The organism is candidate division Zixibacteria bacterium HGW-Zixibacteria-1, assembly GCA_002838945.1.
Lineage (GTDB): Bacteria > Zixibacteria > MSB-5A5 > GN15 > PGXB01 > PGXB01.
Window position 1 is genome coordinate 78,605 of the sequence record PGXB01000010.1, and the last position, 13,217, is coordinate 91,821.

A 13,217-nucleotide genomic window follows, 5' to 3' on the forward strand; every position below is an offset into this window, starting at 1 on the left:
CCTTTCCTCTTCCTATGGTCCGGGAAAAACGTCAACTTGCGCGGCATTGGCCTGATACGGTTTGCCCGGCTTGACCGGGAAATTGACTCCGAATCCGGCCGCAAAGCGTGATTCATAACTCTGCGAGCCCGCAATATATCTATTAAGCGTATTGAAACTTCCTGGTAAATTATTCAGCACATCCTGCGCCCTCATAAAATCGGCCTCCCTGTCAAACGGTATCGACAGGAAGCTGAAGTCGGTTGTCGACGTCGTCACCAGTGAATAGCTGATGCTTCCCGGGGCAGGGACAGAACCGGCCACGGAGAAGATTGTCGCCGCGGCGGCGTTGACCTGATAAACACCGCCCGGAACAACCGCGAAATTGACACCAAAGCCGGCTGCAAAGCGCGACTCGAAATTTTGCGAAGCGCTCTGATAATTATTGACCGTATTGACATTGCTGCTGCCAATGGCCGTAATCAACTGAACGGCGTTGGTGATGCCGGTATTCTCGAAAGGAACGCAAACCAAATTGAAATCGGTCGTCGCCGTGACAATGATCTGATAATCATACTCGCCGACACGGTTGGAAACATCCGATCTGTTTCCGTAAATGTCGAAGGCCACCACGACATAGAAATATTGATGCAAGGTATCGCCGACGACATTGACCCCGTTAATATTAAAGTCGGTAAAGGTTAAAGTCAACGGATCGGTGGTACCGATAGAGTCGGCTGGCTCCGGTGTGAAATAGGCCGTCGTATCGCGATAGATTATATATCCGGCGACCGTCGTGGGGATACCGTCGGTGTCAAGCGTTATTTCGCTCCATGACAGATCGATGGCATCGGCATTAATCACCGCGGCCAGATCAGATATGGCCTGGGGCGGCGAAGCATTGATGGCCGTCACCAAGACCGTATCCGGCAGCGAGAACAGGGCGCCGTCATAAACCGTCAGCTCGAACAGGTAGCTGTCCGGCATCGGCGGCATAAAGCTCGGTGACGGATTGGTCGGGTCGGACAGGGTCACCGAGGCGCCACTCACCTGCACCCAGCTGTATGTCAGCGGGTCGGAGTCGAAGTCGCTCGAGTTGTTGCCGTCGAGGAAGACGGTCGAATTGACATAGACATCGAACTGATCCGGTCCGGCACTGGCCACCGGCGGCAGATTGACATGATTGACCGTAATGGTCACAAGCTCGCTGTCAATCGCAATGCCGTCATCGGCATAGAAGGTTATATCATAGATTCCTGATTGCGTATAGTCAGGTGTCCAGTCGAAGACGCCGGTGCCGTCATTGTTATCGGTAAAGACCGCGCCGAACGGCAAGGTTGACGTGCTCAAAGCCGGGAACGTGCTGTCGGCATCGACCGCCGAGACACCAAAATTGAGATTAACATTTTCATCGATAACTTTCGGCCCGATCGGACTGAGGACCGGCGCCTGGTTGCCGGCATCGCTCACGGTTATGCTGACAACCTCGGAGTCAACCGCTGATGAATCATCGGTGGCATAGAAGGTAACACTGTAAAGGCCGGCCTGTGTGAACAGCGGCGTCCAGTCGAAGGTTCCGGTGCCGTTGCCGTTATCGACAAAACCGGCGCCGAGCGGCAGAGTTGATGTAGTCAGAACCGGTATTGACTCTATATCCGTCGCAGAGATACCAAAATTCAAATTAACATCTTCGGTCGTTGTCTGCGAACCGATTGTCGCCAGAATCGGCAACTGGTTGCCGGCTTCAATTACGGTTATTGTTATCGTTTCCGAATCAACTGCCAGCGAATCATCGGTGGCATAGAAAGTGACATCATAAGTGCCCGACTGCAGGAAGGTCGGCGTCCAGTTAAAGGTACCGGTGCCGTTACTGTTGTCGGTAAAGCCGGCGCCAACCGGAAGCGTCGAAGTTGTCAGGGTTGGGATTGACTCTATATCGGTGGCAGATACGCTAAAATTCAAGTTTATATTTTCAGTCGTCGATTGCGCACCGATTGACGCCAGAATCGGCAACTGGTTGCCGCCCTCGATAACCGTGATGGTAATCGTCTCCGAATCGACCGCCAGCGAGTCATCGGTGGCATAGAAAGTGACATCATATGTACCGGACTGCAGGAAGGTCGGCGTCCAGTCGAAGGCACCTGTGCCATTTCCATTATCGACAAAGGCGGCGCCGGCAGGAAGTGCCGAGGTCGTCAGGGTCGGAATCGATTCTATATCGGTGGCGGAAACACCAAAGCTTAAATTAACATTTTCATTTGTTGATTGCGAACCTATTGCGGTCAAAATCGGCAACTGGTTGCCGCCGTCATTGACGGTGATGGTTACCACTTCCGAATCAACGGCCGATGAATCATCAGTCGCATAGAAGGTCACGAAATACGTGCCCGACTGCAGGAAGGTCGGTGTCCAGTCGAAGGCACCGGTGCTATTTCCATTATTGACAAAGGCGGCGCCGGCAGGAAGTGCCGATGTTGTCAGGGTCGGAGTCGATTCGATGTCAGTGGCCGAGATGCCGAAGGCCAGATTGACATTTTCCGTCGTTGTCTGCGACCCGATTGCCGCCAGAATCGGCAACTGGTTGCCGGCTTCAATTACGGTTATTGTTATCGTTTCCGAATCAACCGCCAGCGAATCATCGGTGGCATAGAAAGTCACCATGTAAATACCGGTCTGCAGATAGGTCGGGGTCCAGCTGAAGGCACCTGTGCCATTTGCATTATCGACAAAGGCGGCGCCGGTCGGCAGAGCCGATGTGGTCAGGGTTGGGATTGACTCTATATCGGTGGCAGATACGCTAAAATTCAAGTTTATATTTTCAGTCGTTGACTGCGCACCGATCGCGGTCAGAATCGGCAACTGGTTGCCGCCATCAATAACGGTAATGGTAATAGTTTCGGAATCAACCGCCAGCGAGTCATCGGTAGCATAGAAGGTGACATCATAAGTGCCGGACTGCAGGAAGGTCGGCGTCCAGTCGAAGGCACCTGTGCCATTTCCATTATCGACAAAGGCGGCGCCGGCGGGAAGTGCCGAGGTCGTCAAAGTCGGGATTGATTCTATATCGGTGCCTGAGACACCAAAACTCAAATTGACATTTTCGGTAGTTGACTGCGCCCCGATTGCGGCCAGTATCGGCAACTGGTTGCCCGCTTCGATGACATTGATTGTAATTGTTTCCGAATCAACCGCCAGCGAGTCATCGGTGGCATAGAAGGTAACATTGTAAATACCGGACTGGAGGAAGGTCGGCGTCCAGTCAAACGACCCTGTGCCATTTCCATTATCGACAAAGCCGGCACCGGCAGGAAGCGCCGATGTCATCAAAGCAGGTACTGACTCTATATCAGTAGCGGAGATACCAAAATTCAAATTGACATTCTCGGTGGTCGATTTATTCCCGATAGTCGCCAGAATCGGCAACTGGTTGCCGAATTCGGTAACATTAATGGTCACCACTTCCGAATCAACAGCCGAGGAATCATCCGTCGCATAGAAGGTCACAAAATAAGTGCCCGACTGCAGGAAGGTCGGTGTCCAGTCGAAGGCACCTGTGCCATTTCCATTATCGACGAAGGCGGCGCCGGCAGGAAGTGCCGACGTGGTCAGGATCGGAGTTGATTCTATATCTGTGGCGGATATGCCAAAACTCAGATTTATATTTTCGGTGGTTGACTGCGCACCAATCGCGGCCAGGATCGGCAGCTGATTGCCCGCTTCGATCACGGTAACGGTAATTGTCTCCGAATCGACCGCAAGCGAGTCATCGGTGGCATAGAAGGTAACATCATAAGTGCCGGACTGCAAGAAGGTCGGCGTCCAGTCGAAGGTTCCTGTGCCATTTCCATTATCGACAAAAGCGGCTCCGGCAGGAAGTGCCGAGGTCGTCAAAGTCGGGATTGATTCTATATCGGTGCCTGAGACACCAAAACTCAAATTGATATTTTCGGTTGTTGACTGCGCCCCGATTGCGGCCAGTATCGGTAACTGGTTGCCCGCTTCGATGACATTGATTGTAATTGTTTCCGAATCAACCGCCAGCGAGTCATCGGTGGCATAGAAGGTAACATTATAAATACCGGACTGGAGGAAGGTCGGTGTCCAACTGAAGGCACCTGTGCCATTGCCATTATCGGTGAATCCAGCGCCGGCAGGAAGTGCCGATGTCGTCAAAGTCGGAGTCGATTCTATATCGGTGGCGGATATACCAAAACTCAGATTTATATTTTCGGTGGTTGACTGCGCACCAATCGCGGCCAGGATCGGCAGCTGATTGCCCGCTTCGATCACGGTAACGGTAATGGTTTCCGAATCGACCGCCAGCGAATCATCGGTCGCATAGAAAGTGACATCATATGCTCCTGATTGCAGGAAAGTCGGCGTCCAGGTAAATGATCCGGTGCCATTGCCATTATCGGTGAATCCAGCACCGGCCGGAAGGATCGACGTTGTCAAAGCCGGAGTCGATTCTATATCACTGGCTGAAATACCAAAGTTCAGATTCACATTCTCGGTTGTTGATCGGTCACCGATTGCGGCCAGAACCGGTAACTGGTTGCCGAATTCAGTCACGGTTATGGTAACTTCTTCGGAATCCACGGCCAGCGAGTCATCGGTCGAATAGAAGGTAACATTGTAAATACCGGACTGGAGGAAGGTCGGCGTCCAGGTGAAGGCACCTGTGCCATTGCCATTGTCGGTGAAACCGGCTCCGGTCGGAAGGGTCGATGTTGTCAAAGCCGGGGTCGATTCAATATCAGTGGCCGATACGCCAAAACTTAGATTGACATTTTCGGTAGTTGTCTGGGTTCCGATTGCGGCCAGAATCGGCAGCTGATTGCCCGCTTCATTGACCGAAATCGTGATTTTCTCCGAGTCAACCGCCAGCGAGTCATCGGTGGCGTAGAAGGTAACATCATAAGTACCGGACTGCAGGAAGGTCGGTGTCCAGTTGAAGGCACCTGTGCCATTTCCATTATCGACAAAAACGGCACCAGCAGGTAGAGTCGATGTCGTCAGACTCGGGGTTGATTCTATATCGGTAGCGGAAATTATAAAGTTCAAATTGGTATTTTCATTTGTGGACCGCGCTCCAATCGCCGCCAGAATCGGCAATTGGTTGCCGCCGTCATTAACAGTAATCGTGACCACTTCGGAATCGACCGCCGCGGTATCGTCGGTAGCATAGAAGGTTACACTATAGATGCCGGACTGGAGGAAGGTCGGTATCCAGCTGAAGCTTCCGGTCCCATTATTATTATCAGTAAAGACGGCCCCGATGGGCAACGAAGACGTTGTCAGATGCGGGATGGTCAAATCGGCATCACTCGCTGAGACACCAAAACTGAGGTTCACATTTTCCGTCGTTGATTTCGGGCCGATAGCGGCCAGAACCGGTGTCTGATTACCGGCTTCGTTGACGGTAATGGTTACCAAATCGGTATCGGAATAGACACCATCGGTGGCATAGAAGGAAATATTGTACGATCCTGATTGCGTAAATCCGGGTGTCCAGTTAAATGTACCGGTGCCGTTATGATTGTCCACAAACGTTGCGCCGGAAGGCAGCGCCGTCGTCGTCATAACCGGATTGGTTCCATCGGGATCGGACGCGGTGACGCCAAAATTAAGATTGACGCCCTCGGTGGTTGACCGATTGCCGATGGTCGTCCAGACCGGAGCCTGGTTGCCGGTTTCAAAAACGTTTATGTATATCTGCTCGGAATCGGTGGCAACACCATCCGAGGCATAGAATGTCACGCTATAAGCGCCTGCCTGCGTAAAGTTGGGCGTCCAGGTGAAATTGGCGGTGCCGTTGCCGTTATCGGTAAAGCCGGCGCCGGAAGGCAGAGCCGAGGTTGTCAATGCCGGGGTTGTCGAATCCGCATCGGTCGCGGAAACATTGAAATTCAGGTTGACACCTTCACTGATAAATTTATTCCCGACTGCGGCCAGCACCGGAGTCTGGTTGCCGGCCTCAACGACGGTTATCGTCACAACTTCGGAATCAACCGCCAAAGAATCATCGGTCGCATAGAATGTAACGGTATATATACCGGACTGATTGAAGACCGGTGTCCAGCCGAAGGTGCCGGTGCCGTTTCCATTATCACTGAATGATGCACCAGAAGGTAATGAGGAACTTGTCAATACCGGTATGAAACCATCGGCATCACCGGCCGAAATACCAAAACTCAGATTGACCCCTTCGGTAACTGATCTTGGGCCGATCGCGGCCAGAACCGGCGGGAGGTTAACCTGATTGACGGTTATGGATATTACTTCCGAATCGACGACGAGCGAATCATCAGTTGCATAGAATGTGATCGAATATGGCCCCGCTTGGGTGAAATCAGGTGTCCAGATGAATGTCTCGGTTCCTGTGCCCGTGCTGCTGAATGTTGCACCGGACGGGAGCGCCGATGTCGTCAGAGTCGGAATTGTACCATCCGGATCGGTGGCCGAGACGGTGAAATTCAGATTGACGCCTTCGTCAACAATTTTATTTCCAATCGCCGCCAGAACCGGCGGGAGATTGACCTGATTAATGGTAAATGTAACCACCTCGGAATCAACCGCGGTAGAATCATCGGCGGCATAAAATGTAATATTATAAATTCCGGACTGCCCAAAATCGGGTGTCCAGTTAAATGTCTCGGTGCCCGTTCCGGCAGCCGTAATTGTCGCGCCGGTAGGAAGCAGGGAAGTGGTTATAGTCGGAGTCGATTCTATATCGGTGGCGCTGACCGTGAAATTGATATTAACATTTTCATCGGCCGATTTCGGGCCGATCGCGGCCAGAATCGGCAACTGGTTGCCGGCTTCGATGATATTTATCGTTACGATTTCCGAATCAACCGCAGAAGAATCATCGGTGGCATAGAACGTAACCGTGTATGGCCCTGATTGCAGGAAAGTCGGGGTCCAGTTGAATGTCCCGGTACCATCACCGTTATCGGTAAAGCCGGCGCCGGTCGGAAGAGACGATGTAGTCAATGCCGGTATGTCACCATCAGAATCGGAAGCACTCACCGCAAAATTGAGATTTATATTTTCGGTCGTGGATCGACTGCCGATCGCCGCCAGAATCGGCGGCAGATTGACCTGATTCACCGTAATAGAGACAACTTCCGAGTCAACCGCTGATGAATCATCAGTCGCATAGAAAGTAACCGAATATGTACCCGACTGGGTGAAGTCCGGTGTCCAGTTAAAGGTCCCGGTTCCACCGCCGGCACTCGTAAAGGTGGCGCCGCTCGGTAAGGCCGAACTTGTAATTATCGGGATGGTCCCGTTGGGGTCGGTGGCGCTTACGGCAAAATTCAGGTTTGCACCTTCGTTAATCGATTTGGAACCGATTGTCGCCAGAACCGGTGCCTGATTACTGTTGAAGACCTGGATGGTCACAGCTTCCGAATCAATGGCCAGTGAATCATCAGTCGCATAAAACTTGACGATGTAAACACCGGACTGCGTGAAGTTGGGCGTCCAGCTAAAAACACCGGTACCGTCATGATTATCGGTAAATCCGGCACCATCCGGCAATGACGATGTACTTAGGCTCGGAATGGACTCAATATCGGTGGCCGAAACACCAAAACTAAGATTGACACTTTCGGGTGCCGACTTAAAGCCGATTGCCGCCAGTACTGGAAGCTGATTGCCGGCCTCTATAATATTTATCGTAACGATTTCCGAATCTACCGCCAATGAATCATCGGTCGCATAGAAGGTGACCGTGTATGGGCCGGACTGCAGGAAGGTCGGGTTCCAATCGAAGGTGCCGGTGCCGGTGCCATTGCCATTGTCATTGAAAGCGGCGCCGGCCGGCAAAGTTGAAGTTGTCAATATTGGAGTTGATTCTATATCGGTAGCGGAAATCACAAAATTCAAATTAACATTTTCGATCGTGGACTGTGTTCCGATCAATGTCAGCACCGGAGCCTGATTGCCGCCGTCAATGACTGTAATGCTTACGACTTCGGAATCAACGGCTGAAGAATCATCCGTCGCATAGAAGGTCACGGAGTAATTCCCGGACTGCAAATATGTCGGTGTCCAATTGAATGTGCCGGTATTATTGCCATTGTCACTGAAAGTGGCGCCGCCCGGTAAGGTCGTATGGGTCAGCACGGCAATAGTGCCGTCAATATCGCTGACACTGATGCCAAAATTAAGATTGATCCCCTCAGTTGTTGACTGGGAGCCAATTGCGGCAAGAACGGGCGGCTGATTTATCTGGTTGACCGTGATCGTCACGACTTCGGAATCAACGGCTGAAGAATCATCCGTCGCATAGAAAGTAACTGTATATGGCCCGGCCTGAGTGAAATCAGGCGTCCAGTCGAATGTCTCGGTGCCGGTCCCGGTTGACGTGAACGTCGCGCCGGTATTCTTGGAGCCGATCGAAGCCAGAACCGGTACTAAATTAACCTGGTTGACGGTTATCGATACAACTTCGGAATCGACGGCTGAAGAATCATCCGTGGCATAAAATGTCACTGTATATGGACCGGCTTGCGTGAAGCCGGGCGTCCAGTCGAATGTCTCGGTGCCGGTTCCGGTTGACGTGAACGTCGCGCCGGTCGGGAGCGCCGAGGTTGTTATTATCGGGGTCGTGCCGTCGGCATCGGTCGCTGATACGGTGAAATTCAGATTGACGCCTTCATCGGTGCTCTTTGAACCGATCGAAGCCAGGACGGGTATTAAATTAACCTGGTTGACCGTGATTGAGACGACTTCGGAATCAACCGCCGAAGAATCATCAGTCGCATAGAAAGTAACTGTATATGGCCCGGACTGGGTAAAGTTGGGTGTCCAGTCGAAAGTTTCGGTGCCGGTTCCGGTACTCGTGAAAGTCGCGCCGGTCGGGAGCGCCGAGGTTGTTATAATCGGTGTCGTGCCGTCGGCATCAGTCGCCGAAACACTGAAATTCAGATTGACGCCTTCATTGATGTTCTTTGCGCCGATAGCTGCCAGAACCGGTGTCAGATTGACCTGGTTGACCGTTATCGATACAACTTCGGAGTCAACGGATGAAGAATCATCAGTCGCGTAAAATGTAACTGTATATGGCCCGGACTGCGTGAAGTTGGGTGTCCAGTCGAATGTCTCGGTGCCGGTTCCGGTACTTGTGAATGTCGCACCGGTCGGGAGGGCCGAGGTTGTTATTATCGGAGTGGTGCCGTCGGCATCGGTCGCCGAGACACTGAAGTTCAGATTGACACCTTCATCGGTGCTCTTTGAACCGATCGAAGCCAGGACGGGTGTCAGATTGATCTGACCAACTGTAATGGTTACAACTTCGGAATCAACGGCTGAAGAGTCATCAGTCGCATAGAAAGTAACTGTATATGGCCCGGCCTGAGTGAAATCAGGCGTCCAGTCGAATGTCTCGGTGCCGGTCCCGGTTGACGTGAACGTCGCGCCGAAACACTAAAGTTCAGATTGACACCTTCATCGGTGCTCTTCGAGCCGATCGAAGCCAGAACCGGTACTAAATTAACCTGGTTGACCGTGATTGAGACAACTTCGGAATCAACCGCCGAAGAATCATCAGTCGCATAGAAAGTCACCGTATATGGCCCGGCCTGAGTGAAATCAGGCGTCCAGTCGAATGTCTCGGTGCCGGTCCCGGTCGAGGTGAACGTCGCGCCGGTTGGGAGCGCCGAGGTTGTTATAATCGGGGTAGTACCATCGGCATCAGTCGCTGAAACACTGAAATTCAGATTGACACCTTCATTGGTGTTTTTCGCGCCGATCGAAGCCAGAACCGGTACTAAATTAACCTGATTGACTGTTATCGTCACAACTTCGGAATCAACCGCCGAAGAATCATCCGTGGCATAAAATGTCACCGTATATGGCCCGGCCTGTGTGAAATCAGGCGTCCAGTCGAAAGTCTCGGTGCCGGTCCCGGTCGATGTGAACGTCGCGCCGGTCGGGAGCGCCGAGGTTGTTATAATCGGGGTCGTGCCATCGGCATCGGTCGCCGAAACACTGAAATTCAGATTGACGCCTTCATTGGTGTTCTTCGAGCCAATCGAAGCCAAAACCGGTACTAAATTGACCTGGTTGACGGTGATTGAGACGACTTCGGAGTCAACGGATGAAGAATCATCCGTGGCATAAAATGTAACAGTATATGGCCCGGCCTGAGTGAAATCAGGTGTCCAGTCGAAGGTCTCGGTGCCGGTTCCGGTACTTGTGAATGTCGCACCGGTCGGGAGTGCCGAGGTTGTTATGGTCGGGATGCCTTCGGTGTCAGTTGCGGAGACGCTAATATTAAGATTAACGCCTTCATCAACCGATCGATTTCCAATCGCATTTAATACCGGTGGTTGATTGGCCTGGGCCATGGCCGAACCTGATAAAAAGACGGCCATTGCCGCGATGTATATTAGAATCCTTATATTCATACCTCTTATACTTCCTCTTGTATTCATTGCCAGTCCTCCGGTCTATTTCAGTAAGAGCATCTTTTTGGACTCGGCTCTGTCTCCGACCTCGAGTCTGTATAGATAAATTCCGGTTGCGACGCGCTTTCCATAGTTATCGGTCGCATCCCAAATCACTGTATGTCGTCCGGCCGACATTTCTTCATTTACCAGCGTCTTAACCTGTTGGCCAAGGATGTTATAGACATTTAATTTCACTTTTTCCATGGCAATTCCATTAAGACCGATTTCGAAATCGATTCTGGTCGCCGGATTGAACGGATTGGGGTAATTCTGATATAGTTCGAAAGTGGTCGGAAGAATCGGCGGATTATCAGGTTCAGTCGGTATTTCCGTGGCTTTGGCGGTCGACAAAAAGACCTGTGAAATTTTGATTTTCGACTTATCGTTGGCCTGAATATCCTGCTTTGCGACGGCCGGGATGCTGATAATATCAGAGGCTCCGGCCGGTATTAATGATTCGGGGTTGGCCAGGTCGAAGCTGTTATACATGACAATTTTCAGACGACCATTAAGATTGTCATTGGATATCAATGTGAATTTTTTGTCCGTGAAGGCCAGTTCCGGCTTCAGCAGATCGATGGCATGGGGGTCATAATCGACCCGCAATTCGATTCCGGCGACATCATCAGGAAATTCCCCGCGAACATTCAGAGTCGTAAATTTACCGGCCATCAGATTGTCGTAATCCATATCAACAGTGGCATAAACGCCATCATAGGACACCGGCGACGGGGTTGATTCGACCGGAATACCGAGTATCATATTAATGATACCAACCAAATCGATGACATTAACGATCGTATCCTGTATGATGTTGGCACAGTCGAAGTTACGTTTCGGGAGGATATTCAGTTCCAAAATGTGGGCCACAATAGCGGTCAGATCGGCGACGTCAATACGTCCTTCGAGGTTAACATCCCCAAGCCGATCAACCTGAATAATTCCGGAATCGACCTTGAGAGCCAGCGATGAATCCTGATAGCTCGGGCTGATTGACTCCCAGGCGTCGAAGAAATGCACCCAGTAATCGCCGGGCGTGGCCGATGAATCCATGGAAAAATAGGCGTTCAATATCGCCTGCGAGGAGCCATCGGCAACCGGCTCGCTGGCCAGACCAAAAGTAATGATCCTCATGACATCCGGTGTCTGACCGAGAGCATAGACAATGTATTCAGGAATTCGATCCGTTACGTTAACGGAATCCAATTCGACAATAGAAAGTGGAAATTGCATGTCAAAATTAAGGCCATAAACGGTTCGTGACGTGACAAGATCAATCGGCATTACGATAGGAGTTGTCCCTGGAATACCACCCACAGGCCAGTTGTTGGGACTCTTGACCGATGACGTAAAGAGTCGATCCTGATCAAGCTCTTTTACTACAACGGTTACTGTCTTTTCACCGGTAGCATTCAAAATATCAGTGCCTCTGAAAGTGATATTGAATGACCCCTTCTGGCTGAAATTTGGGGTCCAACTGAAAGTGGTTGTAATCGGCCCGACTCCGCAGGGATTTGCAGGAGATACGCTCGCGCCCGCCGGAAGAGTACCAATGGCGGCAAGACAAAGACTCTGGCCGTCGGGATCAGTAGCGCTAACCGTGAAGGCCAGCAATTCGCCCTGCATAATTTCATAACTTGACTGCGAAACCGTCACGATAGGAGCATTGTTTGTGCTGGTGCCTGAAACAGTAATCGTCACCGACTTGGTCACCGGCGCCGCGATACTGTCGGTCAGCTGAAATGTTGCGGTATAAGTGCCGTTAGCGCTCGGTACCCAGCTGAACTGGCGAGAGACCGCGCCCGCACCCGAAGCGGACGAAAAACTTGCGCCCGCGGGCAGGTTGGTGGCGGTCAAATAGATCATATCACCGTCGATGTCGCTGCCGTTGACCGTGAAATTGACCGCGGTACCGGGCGTAACATTATAAGTATCCGGAGAAATCGCCAGAACCGGAGCATGATTAATTTTGGGCGCCACCCGGAAAAGTCCCCGGGTTTTCATCGGCTCAATATAGAGAAGACCGGTGCTGTCGGAGAATTGGCAGACCGGGTCGGTCGCGTCATACTGGTTATTTTTCGGTGTAACCCACGTCGTTTGATCAAGAACAGCATTGGGATTGACCACCATCGGAATATACATGATAACATCCTGAGTAGCCGAAGACGGCAATAGCGGCCAGTTTGAATATTTCAGGGGATCAGGCGCCGTCGGCAAAAATTGAATATACATGACATCGGAACTTCGGGCCTCAGGCGGATCATTCTTGACATTAATATGACTATAAATCGTATCCGGAAGCTGCCCCGGCAATGGAAACAGCCCCATTTTAATACCACGACCCACCATCTCAAACTGGAAATAGTAAACGGCCGTATCGCCGGAAGGGAGGACGGCGGCTTGATCAACAACCGGGACAAGCAGCGGGTTGGTGGGTGTCCAAGCGGCTTCCGTATTTAGCTCGAATCTAAGTATAAAACCGCCCAGCGAACCGTCAGCGGCGAGCTCCTCACTGGTCACCGGGTCCGTCACCACGTGAGTCGTATCATAGTTCTTGATTATTATCGGCATCAGGACCGTATCGCCCGGCAAGGCCTGAAAGCCGCCGACAATGACGGTATAATTGGGATCATTAAAGACCGGTTCATTGACCTGTGAATTGCCATATATAGGCATCAGCAAAATCATCATTGACAGTAATAGCGGGATTTTGACAAATCGCATTACCCACCTCTCGGTATTATCATTTTTGAATATTTTTTCCCTGTTCATATATCA

The 13,217-nt window shown here is 51.5% G+C and carries 6 protein-coding genes; 3 read left to right on the plus strand and 3 right to left on the minus strand.

Annotated features, from left to right (window positions below; translation table 11 throughout):
• Positions 1-12: 12 nt before the first annotated feature.
• On the minus strand, positions 13-8,481 hold the full coding sequence (locus tag CVT49_05895) for a hypothetical protein (GenBank protein PKK83957.1): 8,469 nt from the start codon (positions 8,479-8,481) through the stop codon (positions 13-15).
• A gap of 19 nt (positions 8,482-8,500) precedes the next feature.
• Here CVT49_05895 and CVT49_05900 point away from each other — a divergent pair, with 19 nt between their 5' ends.
• Genes CVT49_05900 through CVT49_05910 form a run of 3 tightly spaced genes read left to right on the plus strand, consistent with a single transcriptional unit; the run spans position 8,501 to position 9,262 of the window.
• A complete protein-coding gene (locus CVT49_05900) occupies positions 8,501-8,755 on the plus strand; it encodes a hypothetical protein (GenBank protein ID PKK83958.1) in 255 nt (84 codons plus the stop codon).
• A gap of 33 nt (positions 8,756-8,788) precedes the next feature.
• Positions 8,789-9,037, plus strand: coding sequence for a hypothetical protein (locus CVT49_05905; protein PKK83959.1), 249 nt, complete (start codon positions 8,789-8,791; stop codon positions 9,035-9,037).
• Positions 9,038-9,064: 27 nt separating this feature from the next.
• On the plus strand, positions 9,065-9,262 hold the full coding sequence (locus CVT49_05910; protein ID PKK83960.1) for a hypothetical protein: 198 nt from the start codon (positions 9,065-9,067) through the stop codon (positions 9,260-9,262).
• A gap of 13 nt (positions 9,263-9,275) precedes the next feature.
• Here CVT49_05910 and CVT49_05915 read toward each other — a convergent pair whose 3' ends face one another.
• Both CVT49_05915 and CVT49_05920 read right to left on the minus strand, forming a co-directional pair.
• Positions 9,276-10,397, minus strand: coding sequence for a hypothetical protein (locus CVT49_05915; protein PKK83961.1), 1,122 nt, complete (start codon positions 10,395-10,397; stop codon positions 9,276-9,278).
• Between the two features lie 42 nt (positions 10,398-10,439).
• The gene (locus tag CVT49_05920; GenBank protein PKK83962.1) at positions 10,440-13,211 is read right to left on the minus strand and encodes a hypothetical protein; all 2,772 of its coding nucleotides are present in this window, start codon (positions 13,209-13,211) and stop codon (positions 10,440-10,442) included.
• Positions 13,212-13,217 lie beyond the last annotated feature (6 nt).

What these genes read in the sequence shown, in the direction of transcription:
- CVT49_05915 (PKK83961.1), bottom strand. Translation starts at nt 10,397, where the DNA reads ATGAATATAAGGATTCTAATATACATCGCGGCAATGGCCGTCTTTTTA.
- CVT49_05920 (PKK83962.1), bottom strand. Translation starts at nt 13,211, where the DNA reads ATGAACAGGGAAAAAATATTCAAAAATGATAATACCGAGAGGTGGGTA.